Below are 23,927 nucleotides of genomic sequence, written 5' to 3'. Positions count from 1 at the left end.
AATAAATAAAAGAGGCTGTCTAACAGGCCCCGAAAAAAAGAAATCACCCCTGTCAGAGTTTGTTCTGATAGGGGTGAAATCGTTAAAAAGAGACTTATAGACAACCTCTTTTACGTAAAGACTTAAAATTAGACGCGTCTGAATAAATACATAAGAAACTCCCTATTAATGTAGAAAAAAATAGTGACGGTATATGCACAGGATAGTGACGGTATCGCTGGCGTATAGCGTCACTATTTGCATCGGATAGCGTCACTATTTTACAGAAGGGAATTCACCAACAACAATTTCGGCTTGAATCCCCTTTTGAATCCCCTATAAAAGCATCGGGGAAGGATATTTCCTACCCTCCCCCAAAAACCAACAAACCCGGTAAAAAATAGAAGTCTATTTGTCTCTTTCTAAAAATATTAGCTTATAATTTAGGCTTGTCACAGTTTTTTTCTACCTTTGTGACCAGATTAATTATTTTTCTTATCCTTCAAATAAATAAAATAAGTAATCACTAATACCTAAAGAATGATGAGAACACCTGCTTATCTATGCCTGCTGTTAACCTGCATGCTCATTTCTTGTACCCCTACGCAAGAGAAACACGAAATAGATTACACATCTTATGTAAATCCATTTATCGGAACAGACTTCACTGGAAACACTTATCCTGGTGCCCAAGCTCCTTTCGGCATGGTGCAACTTAGCCCGGATAATGGACTCCCCGGATGGGACCGTATCTCTGGTTATTTCTATCCGGACAGTACGATTGCCGGTTTCAGCCACACCCATCTTTCCGGCACTGGAGCGGGAGATTTGTATGACATCTCTTTCATGCCTGTCACTCTTCCCTACAAAGAAGCGGAAGCACCGCTTGGCATCCATTCTAAATTCTCCCACAAGGATGAAAGTGCTCATGCCGGTTATTATCAAGTACGCCTGACTGATTATAACATCAACGTCGAACTGACTGCCACCGAGCGTTGTGGTATCCAACGTTATACGTTTCCGGAAGCCCAATCTGCTATCTTCTTAAATCTGAAGAAAGCCATGAACTGGGATTTTACCAACGATTCTCATATCGAAGTCGTAGACTCCGTCACCATTCAAGGTTACCGTTTCTCCGACGGCTGGGCACGCGATCAACACATCTATTTCCGCACCCGATTCTCCAAGCCTTTTGAGAAAATGGAACTGGACACAACTGCCATCATCAAAGACAATAAACGTATCGGCACAGCTGTTATCGCCCGCTTCGATTTCAACACCCAAAAGGATGAACAGATATTGGTAAACACTGCCATTTCCGGTGTCAGCATGGAAGGAGCAGCCAAAAACCTGCAAGCTGAAGTCCCCGAAAATAACTTCGACAAATACTTGGCGGAAACAAAAGCAAACTGGAACCGCCAGCTCGGAAAGATTGAAATAAAAGGTGATAATGAGAACGATAAAGTAAACTTCTACACCGCTCTCTATCACTCAATGATTGCTCCAACTATTTACAGTGATGTAGACGGAGCTTACTACGGTCCCGATAAGAAAGTACACCAAGCCGACGGCTGGATTAATTATAGCACTTTCTCCTTATGGGATACATACCGTGCCGCCCACCCGCTCTTTACTTATACCGAACCCGAGCGTGTCAACGACATGGTGAAATCCTTCATCGCCTTCTACGAACAGAATGGCCGTCTGCCAGTGTGGAACTTCTACGGAAGTGAAACAGACATGATGATCGGTTATCATGCTGTTCCTGTTATTGTAGACGCCTATCTGAAAGGAATCGGCGACTTCGACGCAAAGAAAGCCTTGGATGCTTGCATAGCAACGGCTAATCTGGATAATTACCGCGGCATCGGACTCTACAAAGAATTAGGATACATACCTTACAACGTAACAGACCACTACAACGCAGAAAACTGGTCGTTATCCAAAACACTGGAATACGCTTTCGATGACTATTGCATTGCCGAAATGGCGAAGAAGATGGGCAAACAAGACACTGCGGACGAATTTTACAAACGTTCTCAAAACTACAAAAATGTATATAATCCCGCTACTTCTTTCATGCAGCCACGTGACGACAAAGGCACCTTTATCAAGGACTTCAAAGCCGATGACTATACACCACACATTTGCGAAAGTAACGGATGGCAATACTTTTGGTCTGTTCAGCATGACATTAACGGACTGATCGACCTTGTAGGAGGTAAAAACCGATTTGCCGAAAAACTGGACAGTATGTTCACCTATCATCCAGCAGCAGATGACGAACTACCTATCTTCAGCACGGGCATGATAGGACAATATGCGCATGGCAATGAACCGAGCCATCATGTTATTTATCTGTTCAATGCTATAGGACACGAAAATCGCACACAAGAATATGTGGCCAAAGTGATGAACGAGCTCTACAAAAACGAACCAGCCGGTCTTTGTGGCAACGAAGATTGCGGACAGATGTCAGCATGGTATGTATTCAGTGCGATGGGATTCTACCCCGTCAATCCCGTCAGTGGAAAATACGAGATAGGTACTCCCCTATTCCCGGAAATGCAATTACATCTGGCGAATGGAAAAACTTTCACCGTACTGGCCCCCAAAGTGAACAAAGAAAATATCTATATCCAATCCATCAAAATAGATGGAGAACCGTATGACAAAACGTATCTTACTCACGAGCAAATCATGAGTGGAGCAACTGTCGAATTCGAAATGAGTAACACCCCTAAAGCAATTGGAGTCATATTCGAAGAAAATAACCCATAAGCCAAACCTGAACAACCAATTGAGAGAATGAACGAAAACTTCGATATAACCTATAAAGCACTATTTCGCCGGTACTACCCCAGCCTGATTTTCTATGCTACCCGTCTGGTGGGAGAAGAAGAAGCAGAGGATGTAGTGCAGGACGTATTTGTAGAATTATGGAAGCGGAAAGACCACATAGAGATAGGCGACCAAATCCAGGCCTTTCTCTATCGTGCCGTTTACACCCGTGCCCTTAACGTCTTGAAACACCGCAGTGTGGAAGAAGGTTATTGTGTTGCCATGGAAGAAATCAACCAAAGACGCGCAGAATTCTATCAACCGGACAACAACGAAGTGATTCGGAGGATCGAAGACAAGGAACTCCGCAAGGAAATTCATGATGCAATTAATGAACTCCCTGACAAATGCAAAGAGGTTTTCAAACTTAGCTATCTGCATGATATGAAAAACAAGGAAATAGCCGATATTCTCGGAGTTTCACTCCGCACGGTGGAAGCCCATATGTATAAGGCTTTAAAATACTTGCGTGGCCGACTTGATCCTCTTTGGACGATTCTTTTCTTATTTTTATGGCGATTATAATAAGTGTTTTTGCGTTTTGAATTGTATTACTAATATGAAGGAAAAGAAAATGAGTAATCTGAGTGAAGAAATAATAAACAGATATCTGACAGGACAGTGTTCTGAAGAAGAGCTTATCGAGGTTAATGCCTGGATGAAGGAATCGGAAGAAAATGCCCGCCAGCTCTTTCGTATGGAAGAAATCTATCATTTGGGTAAATTCGACCAGTACACTGATGAACAACGGATACTTCGTGCGGAAAAACAACTCTATAAAAAGCTGGACGAAGAGAAAGGTAAACAGAGCAAAATACTAAGCATGCATCGCTGGATGAAATATGCCGCAGTGATTGCTGTAATGTTGGTCATGGGTGGTGGAGTCGGATATTGGTTCTATCAAAGCGGAAACAATCAACAAATGATGGTTGCAGTAGCCAGCGAAGGCATTGTTAAGGAGGTAGTCTTACCGGATGGCAGCAAGGTTTGGCTGAACAATGCAGCAACCTTGAAATATCCACGTGAGTTCTCCGAAAAGGAACGCAATGTCTACCTGGAAGGAGAAGCTTATTTTGAGGTCACCAGAAACCGCCATAAGCCATTCACCGTTCAAAGTGATGCAATACGCGTACGCGTATTGGGAACTACGTTCAATTTAAAATCCAATAAACGTTGCCGAATAGCAGAGGCGACACTTATTGAAGGTGAGATTGAAGTAAAAGGCAATAAGGAAGAGGGGCAGATTATCCTCACTCCGGGGCAACGTGCGGAACTGAACAAAAATAATGGACGATTGACCGTGAAACAAGTGGATGCCAAGTTGGATGCTGTTTGGCACGATAATCTGATTCCATTCCAAAAAGCAGATATCTTCACCATCACCAAAGCGCTGGAGCGTTTCTATGATGTGAAAATCATTCTGTCTCCTGACATTCAGACGGGTAAAACTTACTCCGGTGTACTGAAAAGGAAATCGAATATCGAGTCAGTGTTAAAATCATTGCAAAACTCTATACCTATTGATTATAAAATTGTCGGAAACAATATCTTCATTTCTCCCAAATAAGAAGTAAAAGATGAACCGGATAAAACTTAAAAGCTATTAATACCATGAAATTAAAAACATTCCTAATAGTAGAATGTTTAGGAGGTTTATTCACACTTAGCTCCTGCACAGCCCCCACTAATGTAAAAGACTATAGTGCTTACGTCAACCCTTTCATCGGTACCGGTGGACATGGTCATACCTTCCCCGGAGCGGTAGTTCCCCACGGGATGATTCAGCCCAGTCCGGACACCCGGATCGATGGTTGGGATGCCTGTTCCGGTTATTATTATGCCGACTCTACCATCAATGGCTTCTCACACACACACGTCAGCGGTACAGGTTGTTGCGACTATGGAGATGTCTTGCTCATGCCAACTGTGGGTAAACAACAATATCGTACAACCGATCCCCAAAGCCAACGCCTAGCATACGCTTCCTCTTTCTCACATAAGAATGAAATCGCAGAACCAGGATATTATTCTGTCTTTCTTGATACTTACCAGGTGAAAGCTGAAATTTCATCCACCAAACGAGGAGCAATCCATCGCTATACTTTTCCCGAAAACGCCGAATCCGGGTTTATCATCGACCTAGATTACAGCCTGCAACGACAGACTAACTCCGAGATGGAAATAGAAGTAATAAGCGATACGGAAATCTGTGGACATAAGAAAACAACTTATTGGGCTTTCGACCAATATATCAACTTCTACGCTAAATTTTCCAAACCATTCTCTTATACGCTCGTTACGGATTCTATCACCATGGACAATGGCAAACGGCTTCCTGTCTGCAAAGCATTATTGCATTTCAACACCAGTAAAGACGAGCAGGTTCTTGTTAAAGTAGGTGTGTCCGCTGTCGATATTGCCGGTGCACGGAAGAACGTTGAATCAGAAATTCCCGGATGGGATTTCGAGAAAGTACGTAAAGACGCACGTACGGCATGGAATGAATATCTTTCCAAAATTGATATTACAACTTCCGATAAAGAAGATAAAGCCATCTTCTACACGGCCCTCTATCATACGGGAATCAGTCCAAATCTGTTCACTGATGCAGACGGACGTTATTTAGGAATGGATCTTGAAGTGCATCAAGGAGACACCCTTAATCCGATATACACTGTTTTTTCTTTATGGGATACTTTCCGTGCGCTACATCCGCTAATGACTATCATTGATCCTGATCTGAATAATCACTTTATCAATTCGTTAATTAAAAAGCATCAGGAAGGTGGAATATACCCCATGTGGGACTTGGCTTCCAATTACACCGGCACTATGATTGGTTATCATGCTGTTCCGGTCATCGTGGATGCCTACATGAAAGGGTATCGCAATTTTGATGCCAAAGAGGCTTATAAAGCCTGCCTGCGTGCCGCCGAATATGACACTACCGGCATCAAATGTCCGGATTTGGTATTGCCTCATCTCATGCCTAAAGCAAAATATTATAAGAATGCCATCGGATATATCCCTTGTGACCGCGAAAACGAATCAGTGGCCAAAGCGTTAGAATATGCGTATGATGACTGGTGTATCTCTATCTTTGCAGAAGCGATGAGTGATTTTGAATCCAAAGCAAAGTATGAACGCTTCGCCAAGGCTTACGAATTCTATTTCGACAAATCAATCCGCTTCATGCGTGGATTAGATTCAAAAGGTGAATGGCGTACTCCATTCAATCCGCGTGCATCTACTCACCGCAGCGATGATTATTGTGAAGGAACAGCTTGGCAATGGACTTGGTTTGTGCCGCATGATGTAGAAGGATTAGTCAATCTGATGGGTGGAGAAGATGCTTTTGTCCAGAAACTCGATTCCTTATTCTCGGCCGATTCATCACTTGAAGGTGAGACAACCTCATCAGATATCAGCGGACTGATCGGGCAATATGCACATGGAAACGAACCAAGTCACCATGTGATCCATCTATATAACTACGTTAACCATCCTTGGAGGACTCAAGAGTTGGTGGATAGCGTTTACCGGAGCCAGTATACCAACAGTATAGACGGTCTTTCGGGCAATGAGGACTGCGGTCAGATGTCTGCCTGGTATATACTCAACTCTATGGGATTCTATCAGGTATGTCCCGGCAAGCCGGTATATTCCATCGGACGTCCTGCCTTCGACAAAGCAGTTATCAATCTGCCTGAAGGAAAGACTTTCAGTATTGTAGTCAAGAATAATGGAAAAAAGAATAAATACATTGAAAGTGTATTGCTGAACGGTAAAGCTCTAAACATTCCATTCTTTAACCATCAGGATATTGCGAATGGAGGAATGATGGAAATCAAGATGACCGATCATCCTACGAAATGGGGAGTCCTCTCTCCGGCTCTCTCCTCCAAAGAAGAGGAATGAGTTGGTACTAGCTGTTCAAATTGAATAAAAAAAACAAAACCTTGAAAAATAAATTGGCTCAATCGATTTCTGATTCGATTGAGCCATAAATAATAAATAAGACCATGAAAAAGTATCTCCTATTAGTATGCGCATTAAGTTGTATCGTCTTTGCAAAAGCCAAAGACTGGACGCAGTATGTCAATCCGCTTATGGGTTCTCAATCTAGTTTCGAGTTATCAACTGGTAATACTTATCCAGCCATTGCCCGTCCGTGGGGGATGAATTTCTGGACTCCACAGACAGGAAAGATGGGAGACGGATGGCAATACACTTATACAGCTAATAAGATTCGTGGATTTAAACAAACACATCAACCCAGTCCGTGGATTAATGATTACGGACAATTCTCTATTATGCCTGTAGTAGGCAAACCGGAATTCAATGAAGAGAAGCGTGCCAGTTGGTTTGCCCACAAAGGAGAAACTGCCACTCCTTATTATTATAAAGTATATCTTGCAGAGCATGATGTAGTGACAGAAATGGCTCCAACCGAGCGTGCCGTTCTTTTCCGTTTCACTTTTCCGGAAAACGATCATTCGTATGTTGTAGTGGATGCCTTCGATAAGGGATCGTATATTAAGGTTATTCCGGAAGAAAACAAGATTATCGGTTACACGACTCGCAACAGCGGTGGAGTTCCCGAAAACTTTAAAAATTACTTTATTATTGAATTCGACAAGCCTTTCACATATAAAGCTACGGTAGCCAATGGCAATCTGCAGGAAAATGTTACCGAACAGACAACAGATCATGCCGGAGCCATTATTGGTTTCCAAACACATAAGGGCGAACAAGTACATGCAAGAATTGCTTCTTCTTTCATCAGTTTTGAACAGGTAGCTTTGAATATGAAAGAGTTGGGCAAAGATAATATTGAACAGCTAGCCAAGAAAGGAAAAGAAGTGTGGAACCAAGTGTTAGGCAAAATAGAAGTAGAAGGAGGCAATCTCGATCAATATCGCACATTCTATTCTTGTTTATATCGTTCATTGCTCTTCCCACGCAAATTCTACGAACTGGATGCTGCCGGACAACCTGTTCATTACAGTCCTTATAACGGGCAAGTATTACCGGGGTATATGTATACTGACACAGGCTTTTGGGATACTTTCCGTTGCCTATTCCCGTTATTGAACCTAATGTACCCGTCAGTCAACAAGGAAATGCAGGAAGGTCTGATCAATACATATAAAGAGAGCGGTTTCTTCCCGGAATGGGCAAGTCCGGGGCACAGAGGCTGTATGGTTGGTAACAACTCTGCTTCTGTCTTAGTGGATGCTTACATGAAAGGAGTGAAAGTGGACGATATAAAAACATTGTATGAAGGGCTGATTCACGGAACGGAGAATGTACATCCACAAGTATCATCAACAGGACGTTTGGGATATGAATATTACAATAAACTGGGTTACGTGCCTTATGATGTAAAAATCAATGAGAACGCCGCACGCACGTTGGAATATGCATACAATGACTGGTGTATCTACCAACTGGCAAAGGAACTTAAACGTCCGAAGAAAGAGATTAACCTCTTCGCCAAACGTGCCATGAACTACAAGAATCTTTTCGACAAAGAATCCAAACTGATGCGCGGACGCAACGAAGACGGTACATTCCAGTCTCCATTTTCTCCGTTGAAATGGGGTGACGCTTTCACGGAAGGAAATAGCTGGCACTACACTTGGTCTGTATTCCACGACCCTCAGGGACTTATCGACCTGATGGGTGGAAAAGACATGTTTATCACAATGATGGACTCCGTATTTGCCGTACCGCCTGTCTTTGACGACAGCTACTACGGACAGGTGATTCACGAAATACGTGAAATGACTGTTATGAACATGGGAAACTATGCGCATGGCAACCAGCCTATCCAGCACATGATTTACTTATATGACTATGCCGGTCAGCCCTGGAAAGCCCAATACTGGCTGCGCCAGGTTATGGACAGAATGTACACTCCGGGCCCGGACGGTTATTGCGGCGATGAAGACAACGGGCAGACTTCCGCCTGGTATGTATTTTCGGCACTGGGATTCTACCCTGTTTGCCCGGGAACGGACGAGTATATCATAGGTGCCCCGTTATTCAAGAAAGCTACGCTCCACTTCGAGAATGGAAACAGTTTAGTGATTGATGCTCCGAACAACAGCAAAAAGAATTTCTATGTCAACTCGCTGAATGTTAATGGTACTGATTATACCAAGAATTATCTCCGTCACGAAGACTTATTCAAAGGTGGCACTATCAAAGTGGATATGGGTAACCAACCGAATAAGAACAGAGGAACGAAAGAAGAGGATATGCCTTATTCTTTCTCTAAAGAGCAATAATCCTTTCTCTATAAAATTGTCGCCATCCCGGTTTCAGCCTTCAGTTTCTTTCTGAAAGTAGCTAATTATCGGGATTCTGGCTGAAAGCGATAGCCTGAAAGCAAAGAAGTCCGCTTTCAGGCTATTGTTTTTGATTACTTTTCACTACTTTTTGAGATAAAGTATCATAAATGCCACTATAAGACCATTACTATTCATCGATTTCACCTGATTCTCGAAATGCCGATGAATAAAGAGATAGCGGGTGAAAGCAAGTGGCAAATTCAGGTAAAACTGGACATTATCGGTTTCACCTTGTTTTTCAAAAATATCCCTTGAGCTAAAAACAATATCATTATAGCTAATCCGGATATGATTATAGCTAATAAAAATATGCTTATAGCAAATCTGTTGTCAGGTATTAATAGATAATCCATCAGGTATTAACAGCCTGAGCACAAGGTATTAACACCTTAATTTTCAGCCACTAATGCTTGAGTTGGTGTATCTATATATTCAACACATTGTATCTATATACTTACCATATTGAATCTATATATTCAGTACGGTGGCTCTATATGCCCAGCAACCGGTATAAACAAATTTGAAAAGTGAAAGCAATAACGGGAGATTTCACCTTGATTTCTTCTACGCTTTCACCCGCTATCTCCTTATTCATCGATGTTTCAGATATAAGGTGAAACTGGTGGAATTTATGAGTTTAAAGTTCATGTTATACTTATGAGAATCAGTAATTGAAAACAAATTCTCATTCATTTCCGTGCAGAATGGAATGAAATCTTCATTTCCCATCACTCCACAGCAATAAAAGGCTCTTCACTCACCGAAGAAGAATGCCGCCTGTTGATTGTAGACGGTATCACCGCCAAGGGAAAACCGCTGTATGATTATAATATGGTAAAGGATCATTTTGAAGCTTTGCGTTTTATAGTGGAAGAGGCTAAAAAGAAACGTGAAATTACTCCTGTTTTTATACAGGATATTTCAGTTCACGTAATGCGTACAACAGGAAGTATAATTCATTCCAGCGCAGGAGATTATGATTCTTCTAAAGGAGACTGGCGCAAATCTTCTGTACATGTAGGCGACCGTTACTTCGTAAACTATCAAAAAGTAGAACGTGAAGTAACCCGTCTATGCGAAATACTAAATCAGCGTATCAAACAAGTTCAGACACTCGACTCTATCTATCAGTTAGCTTTCGACGCCCATTTTTATTTAGTCAGCATCCATCCGTTTGCCGATGGAAACGGAAGAATTTCACGCTTATTGATGAATTATATTCTCTCTTATCATCAACTCCCTCTAGCCACTATATTCAAAGAGGATAAACTGGAATATTATCAGGCATTGGAAGCATCATGTCCTCAAGATGATGAAGAACCGGACTTATGCCCTATCCGTAATTTCATGTTTGCTCAACAAATGAAGTATCTTTCAATGGAGATTAAGAAATACAAGCAGGCGGAGAAAAAGGGGGGGATGAGGTTTGTTTTCTAAGTAGATATAATGAAGGTAGCAGTTGAATAAATTATACATTTAATCAACTATTGAATTATAGAAATACAAAAAAAGAGCCAGGCTTTCTGAATGAAGCCCGACTCTAAAATTAACTTGTATGCTAATGACTAGACCTTACTGAGCGTTGTAGATATAAACTTCAGTTAAATCAATAAATCTATTATAACGTCCCTCTAGTTCAACCTTCACATAGCGAGTGTTTTGAGGAGTAAAGAATTGGAAATAATGGTTATACGCCTGAGGAGTATCAAGTGAACCTTGCGTAACCCATGTTTCATTATCCATTGAGGTAGAAATAGTTACCTTCTTAGGAGATGATGCCGAACCATTATTATAATAATCAATACCAAAACCGGTCATTGTCTTTTCCGACTTCATATCAACAACAAACCAGAAATCACCCTGCTTATAGACATCATTTCCACCGCTTCCACCTTTGCCGTCAATAAGCACATTACCATTCCCCCAAAGACTCGAATCCAATTCTACCGACCAACCAGTTTTAGCCAGTTCAACCCAATTAGTAACCTTATCGGATACATATCCAAAGTTTCTGAAGACTTTATTGACATTGAAAGTCAGGAAGTTCTCCTTCTTATTTTCTACAACAACAGGGTCTTCACTTTCTGCCGAAGCAGTCACCACAAGCGTATGAGTTTCAGGATCTGCAGTTGTCAACAAGAAGGCGTCGGTAATAGACCATGTAATGTCTGCTGATTCTAACTCTCCAGCAGGTATGATGATTTCAGCAGGAGTAACAGTGATATCATTCATAAATTGTTCGTCCAGCCCTGTAGTGGCAAGTTTCACCTTTACGTCTTTTCTTGCCGGCTTATCCAACTTCATCTTGAAAGTATAGGATATAGGATCAGGATTGACAATCGCTCCTTGAGAGAAAGCACGTTCAAATGTAACGTTATTACCGCTCTCACCAACCACAGAGCATGAAGCTGTGTATGCTTCCTTCTCTATTACAACTTTAGATTCTATTGGTTCAGTTCCTATCTTATATCCTTCCACACTGGCTTTCACACCCAGTTCGTAGGTTGCCGCATCATAATTGGGTACTGCAAAACTAAAATCTTCATCCTTCAAAGCCACAGTGACAGAAGCATCTGTTGAACCGGCAGGAAGAACTACTTTAGTGGCACTGATCTCTACATTTTCTTTTGGGATATTAGTATTTATAATATCAAAAGTCACTGTAGCATCTTCCGGTGATGCAACAAAATGGAATGTATAAGTTCTAGTGACAGGACCATCTAATTCCAATGTACCATCAGATTTGTAAACTGCAGTTAACGCCGCTTTAGACGCTCCTTCCGCATCGTCAATCGTTATAGTAGGCTGATTCACCGGATATTTAACCAAATCCACCACCTCATCATCCTGACATCCAGCAAAAGTAACGAATGATCCTATTGCCAGAGATAAAAAGAGTTTATAATGTGCTTTCATATTCTTGTTTTTTATTTGTTCCTATTTTATTTAAAGATCATCCGGATATTTATATGGCGTCGGATCATTCTTCTTGTAGAATATAGTCGGTGCTGCTACATTAGACCCGTACAATACTTCACCACCACCTTGAAGACGGCTGAAAACACTACCATATTTAGCCGGACTTGGAGCAAATCCCATAAACCATCCATACCCTCCATCTATCATACTTTGAGCTTTAGAAGCTGATAAGCTACCGCCACCGCCTAAGTTGAATTCCATTGAAATACCGGAGCATTGTTTCTTTGTCATTTGTCCGATAGGATATGCAGCACTACCATAGTTGGCTACCACAATATCTATCCATTCTTTTGCATCTACCCCGTCAACAGTAGCTACACCATACATCTGTCCCCAATCAAATACAGTAACCAGTTTATCCGGCATTGCCTGTTTGGTTTCATAACACAGACGAGCTGCAGCAGCCGTACTTGGATTAGTAAGAGACGGATTGCTCAAATCAGGACTGTTTGAATACTCATCGTCATAATTTACTCCATCCAAGTTATATGCCTTACAATACTGGGCAACTTCACGGGCAAAGTCTTTAGCACCTTGTTCGGAAAGCTGTGCCAAGCCTGTAATGTCATGGTTACCAAGCAGTCCTAACAATACTTTCACACCACGTCTACGCAGTGGCTGAAGAAGAGTTTCATTATTATCCAACAGATACTGTACATTCGGGTTACATTGTACACGAGGACGTCCTGCTTCAGCATCATAGTTGATATTAGCAGCAAACAGTACAACAACATCCCAAAGAAGTTTTCCATTCTCTAATTGGAAAGAAAGAGTATTCAGCGGATTTACGTCATTTACTTCAAAGAACAAATAACCTTGCATTACACCTTCTCCTTTATATGCATCACCGGCATTTCGCATATCTTTCACCAGATAAATACAATGTTTCGCATCTTCATCTTTAATAGTGATATCACTGCTCTGATCACTGATAGCTACCGGAATAGCATATGTTTTATCTTCCTGCAGACCTTCTCCTGCCCGAATAGTCATCTCTACCTCCGCTGATTTAGTATTAGCGTTCACTGTAAGTATTCCTTCGTTAGCAAAGGTAACCAGGTCCTGCGGATACAATGCAAAATCTGTATTATGCGCTTTATTATACGTTTCCAAATAAGCAGCATCAATTTTCACTTTTGCCGATGTAGCTGTATTAGGTGTCTTGCTCAACCCCATTTTTACGGTAGTGGCATAAGTCTCACCGTGCAATTCGACAACCTTAGAAACTAAGTTCGACTTTCCATCACGCAGATATGCATTATTTTCATAAATGCCACTGTAGGCCGACTCATCAATATTCTTTCCGACCTCAAGATCATCAGCACAAGAGGTCAAGAATGCAGTACTGCTCACAATCATGGCAGCGAACAAACCCGAAGTTATATATTTCATATTCATAATGAATTCTTGAATAAAAGATTAAACCAACAATTAATTTATCTTAGGAATCTCTACTTTTACCCAAGTAGGATCGCCCGAACCTGTAATATCATTACCATGTCCAGTCTGGTCGGTAATAACATTTCCGGCACCTTCATTAAACTTCCAGTAAGCAACCAGTCCTTCACTGGCAGGATCTACTTCATAAGGATTAGTGGCAATTTGCTCTGCCGTTCTTTGCACTGACCACACGCGGACTTCTGAAATATCTCCCGGCAACCAACGAGTATCATCCCAAGCGCGACCAATATAACAACCACTGCTCAAAGATACATTACCTGAAGCTGCTTCGTCTTTATAAACAAGCACACCATCTTTATAATAGATTCGTTCTTTTGTCGTATTATCATAAACAATGGCAATGTGTACCCACTCATTAATCGGTAAACCCGGAACAACATTCGGACCTGGGAAATTACCACCGGGAGCTACTACCTGAACTTGATCACGTGGACGGTCAGCATCACCAATACGTACAAGGAATTTACCTTCAATACCGAAAACAGAACTCAGGGCATTTTCACGTCCTGCCACCCAGTCTTCACTACGAACCAAAGCCTCAATAGTAACAGTAGAAAGACCATTCACACTGCTCTTCCAGTTAATTGGGAAATAGATTTCTTTGATATTTGCCACTACATTAATAAGGGCAGCACCCTTAAATATGAAATAAGCAGTACGGGCACTTTCAAGTACATCAATATTGGATGCATCTAGAATGGTGACGGGCAATACATAGCGTTTTGACTTATCCAATTCGTTGGTATTCTTAAAGTCAATCACAATATTATCACTGGAAATATCCCCTGCCTTAATAGTAGTAGTTTTTGTTGGTATATTATAAAAATATGAATCCAGTGCAGTTGCATTATCATTGTAAATCAAATTATATGCTGCTGTCATAGCGGGAGCCGCATCAAAGCTTATTTGAATATCTTGTTCTGCCGGCGATGCTATACGATAGCTAAGTTCACGGGTAGCCTCAGTTATACTGGGCTTAATCAGCAAATCATCACAAACAGGAGCCGAGCTAACATAGAGTTTATTGTCATAATGATGCTCTTCATTGATATCTTCATTCTTACAACCACTCACTGTGACTGTTGTAAGAGCCAAAAGCGCAAAACAATATTTATAGAGTTTCATTTCTATTCTTATTTATTAGGATTCATAATACGAATAACTTCACGCACATATCCATAAGTATTGTTATAATAATCATTATGGACATTCATAATAAAGATTCCTTTCCGGGTGTAATTAGGAGATGCTTCAACCATCCACTGGGCTGCTCCCGGAGCTGCTACTAGTTTATTGCCTTTTTCATCTACTGTACTCCAGTAACCCTTCACTTTATCCTTATCGTCAGCCTGCGGCAATTCGACACAAACGATAAAACGATCAACAGGAACAGGATTCACTCCCCCTTCTGTACCGCCTACTGCATCTATACCTGCCTGAATAGCTAAATATGCTTTTAAAGCAAGATCATCAGCATTGGTAGAAGAAGCAGTTTTCAACATGATGTAGTCAAACTTGCTTAACATATCCATATTCTCCGGCACTAAATATTGTACATTTCCGTAGAATACCAGAGTCTTGTCATCATGATTGCCTTGCCAGTTCATCACCTCGCCAAAAAACTTCTGTTGACGGTCATTATATTCTTTCAGAGCTGCCTCCGGAAGGCTCACCAGTGAACGCCCCGTATAATCAGCAATAACACCATCAAAGTTATATTTGTCACAAAGTGCCAACATCTCATTAGTGCGTTCACCGATATACTGAAGAGCATCCTCTTCTGTCAACTCCGGTTCGGCTTTTACTTTCTCCTTCCAGGCATTTTCAATGCTGGAATAATCAATACTGTAAACCGTACGAGTTCCTTTCTCGCGTATTTTGACCATTTCTGCCTGTACTTCGGGACTTACTTCCGGATTATTCAGACAAATGAAATCAACGCTGTCAGGTACGACGGTCAAACGTTCAGCCTGCTTGCCGGGAGATCCCTTAGGGTTCTCGAAAGAAACAAAAGTGACCTTATGTTCTTCAGACTTATATCTGTTCAAATCCTTCAGATAGTCAGCATACAACTGAGGATTCTGCTCTTCAAATGTAGGAGTATTCAATTGGAGACTTTCCACATCTGTCCAATCACTACATGAAGTTATTGTCAGAGCTGATGCCAGAAACAGCAGAGCAGACAATCTATATTTCAGGTTATTTTTCATATATACTTTCCTTTAAGTTTAATATTATTTTTTAGAAGCCCACCATACATCTGTAGCCATATTATCTGCACCGTGCAGGTAGTTGGCAATCGCATATTCTACATTTGCCTTGTTGCTGACAAATTCATCCAACGGATAAGGCATACGACGTGCACCTTTCTCTGAATCAACTACACCACCGCTCTTATTTTCTTTCACCGGGATCAGTTTCGGATATCCGGTACGGCGGAAGTCTGCCCAAGCTTCATTACCTAATTGCCAGTTAGCAATCCACTTCTGTACGATAATGCGTTCTTGCTTCTCTTCTTTGTCGGCACTATCATTCCATTTAATAGTGATATTGGACAGAGCATTCTGATAAGTATTCGTACCTGCCGGATCGGTATATGCAGTCGGTTTGTTTACATCATCTTTCAGATAGTCTTCTGCACCGTCTACCCCCCATTGTTCAAATGACAGACGGATACCTTGATTATAGAATGATTCGGCTGTACCACCCATGCTGAAGTTGAAAACAGCTTGTCCTTCAGCACGTAAGAAAGCTACTTCGGCTGCATTCATCCAATAAAGCGGAGATGTAGGAGCAATGTTCACCCCAGAGTATTTATGTCCGGTTGTCTTCAGTTCGGGAATGACAATACCACGACGCATTCCTACATAGCCCTGTCCTGCCCATTCGGATTTTGTGAAGAACTTTTCACGTCTGTTATCCTTGTAACCATTCATATAGCAGATGATATCAGCAGCAGCATGCGTATCACCACCAGTCAAACAGGGTACGCCGCCATGATCGGAAGTCTGTACCTGATTGTAGCGGGTAGCTACATAAATAGGATTTTGTGAAGTCTCAAAGTAGTTCCATGTTGCATTGTCCGCATTCGATTCAATGACACCTCCGTTTGCAGGATTCACAGCTTCTTCAGCCATCTGTTGAGCTTTCACCGGATTAGCATAAGCTATACGGATAGCAAGACGCAACTTCAGTGAGTTGGCAAATCTGATCCACTTCTTTACATCACCTTTATATATATAGTCGGCTGTAGGAACGAGCTGTTCGTTAGAATTCTCATTGAGTGTGGCAATAGCTGCATTCAACTCATCGAAGAATGTATTATATGTCACTTCCTGAGAATCATAAGGAGTAGCAATTTCGCCATTCGCACCTATCTGAGAATAAGGTATCGGACCAAAAGCATCAGTTACACGATGCATAGCTGCCACCTTTATCACTTGTGCAATGGCATAAGGAACCGGATCATTCGTATTCTGTGATACCAGTTTCACTTGGGTCAGATTAGAATATAATGTCGGAATAATCTTATCACTTTTCAGAAACACACGGCTCCAGTCGTCTTTCGGATTAAAAGTGGAGATAGCCTCAGTAAAGCCAGCATTAGAATCGGCAAAATATCCGCCTAAAGGTCCGCCCAACAAGCAGTCTGTGAACTGAGCTGTATTTACATCCGGTGATACCACGCAACCGGCCAGATTATTCATGGCAGATCCCAAAGCGTATCCATCCGCTGACAAATCAGGAGCTTCATATGGGTTGGAATTGATATTCTCATAGTTACCGATACACGAAGACAGGGCAACGGTAAGAGATCCAAGTACTATTTTATTTATTATATTTTTCATACCTATCTTGATTTATTTAGAATTTAAAGCTCAGATTAAAGCCAATATTACGCAATGAAGGCATCATAAAGTAGTCAATTCCCTGATAGAAGTTATCAGTAGATGCCACGCTTTCAGGATCGAAAGGAGCCTTGTTGTAGATCATCCAAAGATTACGTCCGATCAATGAAACTTTGATATCACACACATTGCCCAGCCATTTTCTCGGAATAGTATAACCGATAGAAGCTTCCTGCAAACGAATATTAGTAGCGGAATAAATGTAATACTGAGGAACAGCCGTACCACCAGCTACTACTGAATACCAGCCTTCCGGATTTACACGGTCGTTTCCATTTACCGATACATAACCTTTGTCACGTGCAGCAGCAGATGCTTCAGAAACTCCGAAATTATCGAGAACAGCTTGTGTACGTGAGAATACAACTCCACCCAGACGAGCTGATACAAGGAATGCCACATTAATGTTTTTCCAACTGAAATTGTTACGCCATGCCAAGTTTCCTTTCGGCAATACACTTCCTAATTTGATGTAATTATTAGCTTCCAGACTCTCTGTTACAACACTGTTGTTCTCATCGATATAAACAGCTCCATTGGCATCTCTCTTCAAATCCATCAAGGAGTAAATGTCACCCATGCTTCCACCTTCTTTCAGGATGAAACGGGTACTACCCAAGCCACCCATATTCAAAGAAGAAATAGAGAATTTCTCGCCAGTAATAGGATTGATGGCATTATCAGCTAAGGTAAGAATCTTGTTCTTGTTCATTGAATAAGTAACTCCTGTATTCCAAGTAAAATCTTTCCATGTATTATTGTAGTTCAACGCTAACTCAAGACCTTGATTGCGAACTGCACCTGTCTGAATGTAGATACGCGCATATTCACCTACCGGCAACTCAGGATTGAATGTCTGATTCATTGTCTTGGCGTTATAATAAGTCACATCTAGTTCGAAGTTCTTGAAGAAACGCATATTCATACCCACTTCAAAAGAATTAGTACGTTCCGGTTTCAAATTATATACCGGGAAGTCAGTCAGGTTACTCCACTGACCAATACTAGTATTCCATGTAAACAGAGGATTAGCTATATATCTTTTGAATGCTGTACCCACAGAAGCAAAAGAACCGCGTATCTTCCAGTAAGACAGATAGTCCTTATTCAATTTAGGCATCAACTCAGACAACACTACAGACATACCTACCGAAGGATAGAAGAATGATTTATTGACGGAGTTAGGACCTGCCAACTGTGAAGGCCAGTCATTACGACCTGTCAATGTCAGATAATAAGTACTTTGGTAACCAACTTCGGCAGATGCATAGATAGACTGAGTCTGTTCACGCCATCCAGTCTGCATTTTGTTTGTCTTAGTCGTACTCAGGTTTTGAATATAGAAACCGTTTGTCAATCCAGCCTTTTCACCGGCAAATGTTTGTGAATCATCAGCAATAGGTCCGCGTACAGCCATTTCATCATATCGCATATCAGTAAACGATCCACCCATATTAGCCTGTAAAGACCATTTTTCGCCGAATGTTTTGTTCACACTTACCAGGAAGTCTGCATACAACTGCTTTTCGTAGCTTCTGGAAATGCCATAAAGGCCACGATCAGACAGCTCTGTCAGCTGAGTATTTGTACTGGCATAAGCCTTTTCCGTATAATCATTGTTAGAATTATCCAGGCGAACACGTCCGGAAACACTCAACCAGTCAAGAATCTGATAATTCAGACTTGCACCTAACATATAGCGGTCTTTCTTATTTTCACGCAAGTTACGGTAGTTCACCCAATAAGGATTCTGCATAGTCATATTACCATCACCTGTCGGCCAGTACTGAGTATAAATCTTACGTGCAACGTCATAGCGTTCGTACATTTTAATATCTTCCCAATCATTGCCGCGAGGGAACAAGTAAGCTCCTACCAATGGATTGTTGTAAGTACCCTGGTTCACCATATTGCGGTCTTTCTGCAAAATGTAGCTGGCATTTACATCCAATGTCATTTTATCATCGAGGAATGAAGTAGTATTACGCACGTTGAAATTATAACGGTCATATTTGTTGTTAGGAACGAGACCTTTTGAATTAACCGCTGCAGCGGAAGCATAAGTTTGGTTCTTTTCCGAACCGGTAGAGAACGATACGCTTTCTGTACCGATAACACCTGTCTGAAAATAATCATCACGAGGATTATATCCGAAATATCTGGCCTCTGTCAGTTTAGGACCCCAGCTACGACTGGAGTTATCATCTTTCACACCACCAATACCTGTACCATAACGTGTCTGGAAACGGGGCATTACCAAAGGAGCGTTAAACTCAACACTACTGTTCACAGTGATATTCACACGACCTTCTTTTCCTTTTTTAGTAGTAATGATAATCGCACCATTGGCAGCATCGGAACCGTAAAGCGCAGCTGCTGCCGCACCAGTCAGCACAGACATTGATTCAATATCTTCCGGGTTAATGTCGGCAATCGGCTCAGTATTTCCTTTAGAAGAAAACTCCGTTCCGTTCACTTTATTTGCATTGGAGTACATTGGAACACCGTCTACTACATACAATGCATTGGAAGACTGCATGATAGATTTTGTACCACGCATCACTACCTTGGACATACCGCCCACTCCGGACGAAGAAGCATTGATATTAACACCGGCTACTTTACCACTCAATGAATTGATAAAGTTAGGGTCTTTATTGGCAGTCACCGCATCAGCGTTTACTTGCTGTACATTGTAAGACAGCGCTTTCTCTGAGCGTTTGATTCCCAATGCCGTAACTACGACTTCCTCCAAGACTTGAGCATCTTCTTTTAAAGTAATATTAATAGCAGTATTGCCTGCTACAGCTCTCTCCAATGTTTGATACCCAACATACGAAAATTGCAAAACTGCATCTGAACCTGTAACGACCAATGTATAATTACCATCAAAATCAGTAATAGTACCATTAGTGGTTCCTTTTTCCAAGACGGAAACACCAATCAGAGGTTCGTTATTAGCATCTACCACCTTACCTGTTACTTTCTGTTGTTGTTGAGCCGACTTTGTCGTAGAAGATGCATTTGCTTTCGACAAATAAACGACATTGTCATCAATTTTATAAACGATATCTTTCCCCTTCAAAGCCTTGTCCAGTACTTCTACCAAAGAAACATCTTTAACATTCAATGACTCTATGCGCATTGAAGCCAAATTGTCATCATAAAAAAATTGATACTTAGATTGAGACTGGATTTGCTTAATCACAGTTCCTAAAGAAGAATTGGAGATCCTAATTGTCAACTGTGCTATTGCAGATTGTGCCGGAAGGGCGAATAGCAACAAGATCAACAATGCCCGAAAAATCTTCGAGCCTCTACACGAGTCATTGATTCTCATACATTTGAATTTAAGATTAAACATTAGTTTTTAAACAAAAATTAGAATCGAAATTCTATGTATTATTCTCGATTCACATTTATATAACAACCCATACCTTAAAAAACACTTAGAGGATTTTGAAAAAAAATAAATATAATCTCATATTTACTTTCCCATAATGAGTATCTTTTCTATTCATCCTAACTGGAAATCAATAATTTATAAAGAAAAAGAGATTTTTTTATAAAAATTGGAGTCTGTTCAATTTTTATAAAATCATAAAGACTACCAATAAAGGCATCATACCAATCCTTATGAATATACAAGGAAAAAACGCAATATTAAAGTAAGCAGACATTAATATTGTGGTTTTCATTTTTTAATTGACGTGATAGTAAATCTTACTATCTATACACATATTTCAACCAGTATTCAAATGCAGGATCTTGAATTTCAATGATATTTCCAAACAATACATCAATTAAATCCTTTCCCAATGTTGCCTTACGCAAATTTTTAATATTGGCAGATGTACCTAATTTATATTTGGTCAACACTTCTTTTGAAAAGAAATTAGAAACCCCATCAGCTACTGCAAGCAAAAAATTAAGTTGTTTGGGTGTTAAAGAATCAACAACATTAGCAAATAACAGACTCAATTGAGCAATCAAGCTACTAAAAGCCTCTTCAACAATTTCTTTCGTACAACCGCTATCCGGCGTACGAAACCAAACTTGTTGACTTAATTGTTGAGTATAGTAAGGATGATTTTTCATCTTATCGGCAATAAGTCCTGCCAATTCTGTTGAGATCTGTTTTCCCGTATCAGCAAAACGTTCAGAAATAAAAGTAACCCACTCCGCACGTTCTATCTTTGAAAGAAAAAGAATATCACCAAATTTATAAAATGGCATACCATAGTTATTAAATATATTCAGCAACATATGCCGCTTACTACCATACAAACAATAACAAACTGAAGTATGCTTTTGCCAATGGGAACGAAGTTTACGTTGAAAAGCCAATGGTTCTTCATATTCATTGATATTTTGAAACTCGTCAATATAAACAACAATCCTTTTTTTCGTATCATTAGCAATCACCTGAGGCAAATCCAAAATTTCATCATAAGACAAACGACTGTCCTTAAATTCAATACCAAACGAAAGTTCATAAGTTTGAGTTGCATCAGATATAGAAACTATAGGAGCCAGCCGTCCCAAGTATTTCTTTACCCCACCGACAAATTCTTCCCAAACAGTAGTGGTAGATTTTAATAAGGAATTTGCAAAAACAGTATAAAACTCTTCTTCTGTACGACAATTAAAAATATCAACCTGACAAATGATAACATCCTTTTCTTCCTCAGATATCAATTTAGCGACTTTATGTACCAAAGACGCCTTTCCCCAACGACGAGGAGATATAATAACAGTATTTATCAGCCCTTTAAAGTTTTTCTTTAAGAACTCTGTTTCATTCCTACGATTCGTAAAATTCTCGTTTTCAGCTATTCGCCCATATAAAAAAGGAGTTTCCATATTCATCTGTTTTGGTGCAAAAATAGGAATAAAGTATGAAATCAGTTAGTTTGAAATCAGTTGATTTCAAACTAACTGATTTCATATTTGATATTCCAACCATCTATTCTACCTGCTCTTTCGGATAATTCACCAAATACAGTGTCTTCGTCGCCCGAGTGAAGGCGGTATACAACCACCGGAAATAATCTGGAGTCAAATATTCATCTGTCATATACCCCTGATCTAAAAATACATTCTGCCACTGTCCGCCTTGCGCTTTATGACAGGTTATTGCGTATGCATATTTCACCTGTAAAGCATTGTAATGTGGATCGGCTTTCATCTTTTTCATCCGGTCTCTTTTGTTTGGAATATCTATATAATCCTCAAGTACCGTATAGAACAATCGGTCATTGTCTTCTTTCGACAATGCAGGTGAGTCCGAACGTAAGGTATCCAATAATAGATTCGCATCCAATTCAAAATCATTCTGGTCAGGAAATCTGAGAGTCACTTCCGCAAAGCGAAAACCATACATCTCCCGTGTCTTACGGACACGACGCACGACTGCAATTTCTCCATTGGCAATGAAGTCCATTTCCTTATATTGCTCCGTCCAATAATAATTATTTTTGGCTATCATCAACATATCTCCTGTATTCAGTTCATCTTCCCGCCAAAGGATCTGTGCACGTATTCCGTTATTATATAGGTTCGCGCGTTTATTTGAACGACAAATCACAATCGTCTCATCCATGCCGTCATGATCATAACAACTGGTAATGGCATCAATCAATTCCGTACCCGGCATCATCTTTATATCAGGAAAACCTGTTATTTTTATTTTAGGTAAAGAATAACAATCATCCTCCGCTATCAGTTGCCTCAACTGCGTGGCATTCCACAATATTCCGGATTCTTGCACCTGCCGAACCACTTGGGTAAGATCAATCTCACGTACTTCAAGTCCATAACCTTTCAATGCATCAGCAAAAAGCGCAGGACTCAACTCCTCACCTACCGGGGGAAGCTGTGCGGTATCTCCCATCAACAAGAGCCGGCAACCTTGTCCCGAATACACAAATTGCACCAAATCATCCAATAAACGTCCTGTTCCAAACATACTGCCCGACAGTCCTTCGTTTGAAATCATGGAAGCCTCGTCGACAATAAACAATGTATTGGTAGCTAAATTGTCATTGATCGAAAAGTTACTAAGCTCATTAGAAAAAGATTGTTGTCTATATATTTTTTTATGAATAGTAAAAGCCGGATGTCCTGCATACGCTGAAAAAACTTTTGCCGCACGTCCTGTAGGAGCCAACAATACAGATTTCTGCTGCAGCTGATCCATCGTTTTCACCAATGCCCCTACCAACGATGTTTTACCAGTACCAGCATACCCTCTTAAGATAAAGACTTCATCTGCCAGTGTGGACAGCAGAAACTCTGAAAGAGATTTTACAGCAATTTCCTGCTCTAAAGTTGGCTGATAAGGAAAATTTTCCTTAATTTGCCTTTCTAAATAGTTATTTATCATTTTTGTACGAGAAAAAAG

The 23,927-nt window shown here is 40.7% G+C and carries 14 protein-coding genes; 6 read left to right on the top strand and 8 right to left on the bottom strand.

What is annotated here, in order from left to right; all coding sequences use genetic code 11:
- Window positions 1-522 precede the first annotated feature (522 nt).
- The 6 genes from HMPREF0106_RS20630 to HMPREF0106_RS0124305 all read left to right on the top strand — a co-directional run bounded on the left by HMPREF0106_RS20630 (window position 523) and on the right by HMPREF0106_RS0124305 (window position 10,613).
- Window positions 523-2,760 carry a GH92 family glycosyl hydrolase gene (locus HMPREF0106_RS20630; protein ID WP_032851005.1) on the top strand — a complete coding sequence of 746 codons (2,238 nt, stop codon included), beginning with the start codon at window positions 523-525 and terminating at the stop codon, window positions 2,758-2,760.
- Between the two features lie 27 nt (window positions 2,761-2,787).
- A complete protein-coding gene (locus HMPREF0106_RS20635; RefSeq protein ID WP_004310994.1) occupies window positions 2,788-3,345 on the top strand; it encodes an RNA polymerase sigma-70 factor in 558 nt (185 codons plus the stop codon).
- A gap of 34 nt (window positions 3,346-3,379) precedes the next feature.
- Complete coding sequence (locus tag HMPREF0106_RS20640) at window positions 3,380-4,387, top strand: FecR family protein (RefSeq protein ID WP_009039026.1); 1,008 nt, start codon at window positions 3,380-3,382, stop codon at window positions 4,385-4,387.
- Between the two features lie 44 nt (window positions 4,388-4,431).
- Entirely contained in the window at window positions 4,432-6,738 is a 2,307-nt protein-coding gene (locus HMPREF0106_RS20645) for a GH92 family glycosyl hydrolase (protein WP_009039025.1), read from the top strand.
- 104 nt (window positions 6,739-6,842) lie between these two features.
- Entirely contained in the window at window positions 6,843-9,113 is a 2,271-nt protein-coding gene (locus tag HMPREF0106_RS20650) for a GH92 family glycosyl hydrolase (RefSeq protein WP_009039024.1), read from the top strand.
- An 843-nt stretch (window positions 9,114-9,956) separates the two neighbouring features.
- Window positions 9,957-10,613, top strand: a complete 657-nt coding sequence (locus tag HMPREF0106_RS0124305) for a Fic family protein (protein WP_009039023.1) — start codon at window positions 9,957-9,959, stop codon at window positions 10,611-10,613.
- Between the two features lie 135 nt (window positions 10,614-10,748).
- Here the strand turns inward: HMPREF0106_RS0124305 and HMPREF0106_RS20655 are convergent, their stop codons facing one another.
- The 8 genes from HMPREF0106_RS20655 to HMPREF0106_RS20690 form a co-directional block, all read right to left on the bottom strand.
- The gene (locus HMPREF0106_RS20655; protein ID WP_009039022.1) at window positions 10,749-12,092 is read right to left on the bottom strand and encodes a DUF4989 domain-containing protein; all 1,344 of its coding nucleotides are present in this window, start codon (window positions 12,090-12,092) and stop codon (window positions 10,749-10,751) included.
- A 30-nt stretch (window positions 12,093-12,122) separates the two neighbouring features.
- Window positions 12,123-13,553: a BT_3987 domain-containing protein gene (locus HMPREF0106_RS20660; RefSeq protein WP_008760902.1), complete on the bottom strand. Its 1,431-nt coding sequence runs from the start codon at window positions 13,551-13,553 to the stop codon at window positions 12,123-12,125.
- A gap of 33 nt (window positions 13,554-13,586) precedes the next feature.
- Complete coding sequence (locus HMPREF0106_RS20665) at window positions 13,587-14,741, bottom strand: DUF1735 and LamG domain-containing protein (protein WP_009039021.1); 1,155 nt, start codon at window positions 14,739-14,741, stop codon at window positions 13,587-13,589.
- Between the two features lie 8 nt (window positions 14,742-14,749).
- On the bottom strand, window positions 14,750-15,826 hold the full coding sequence (locus HMPREF0106_RS20670) for a glycoside hydrolase family 18 (RefSeq protein WP_009039020.1): 1,077 nt from the start codon (window positions 15,824-15,826) through the stop codon (window positions 14,750-14,752).
- 24 nt (window positions 15,827-15,850) lie between these two features.
- On the bottom strand, window positions 15,851-17,464 hold the full coding sequence (locus HMPREF0106_RS20675; RefSeq protein ID WP_009039019.1) for a RagB/SusD family nutrient uptake outer membrane protein: 1,614 nt from the start codon (window positions 17,462-17,464) through the stop codon (window positions 15,851-15,853).
- A 16-nt stretch (window positions 17,465-17,480) separates the two neighbouring features.
- Window positions 17,481-20,864, bottom strand: coding sequence for a SusC/RagA family TonB-linked outer membrane protein (locus tag HMPREF0106_RS20680; protein WP_009039018.1), 3,384 nt, complete (start codon window positions 20,862-20,864; stop codon window positions 17,481-17,483).
- A gap of 386 nt (window positions 20,865-21,250) precedes the next feature.
- Complete coding sequence (locus HMPREF0106_RS20685; RefSeq protein ID WP_009039017.1) at window positions 21,251-22,393, bottom strand: AAA family ATPase; 1,143 nt, start codon at window positions 22,391-22,393, stop codon at window positions 21,251-21,253.
- A 97-nt stretch (window positions 22,394-22,490) separates the two neighbouring features.
- Complete coding sequence (locus HMPREF0106_RS20690) at window positions 22,491-23,909, bottom strand: ATP-dependent RecD-like DNA helicase (RefSeq protein WP_009039016.1); 1,419 nt, start codon at window positions 23,907-23,909, stop codon at window positions 22,491-22,493.
- Window positions 23,910-23,927: the final 18 nt, after the last annotated feature.

This window comes from Bacteroides sp. D22, assembly GCF_000163675.1.
Classification (GTDB): Bacteria; Bacteroidota; Bacteroidia; order Bacteroidales; family Bacteroidaceae; genus Bacteroides; species Bacteroides xylanisolvens.
This window is presented reverse-complemented; position numbering and strand designations above follow the sequence as displayed.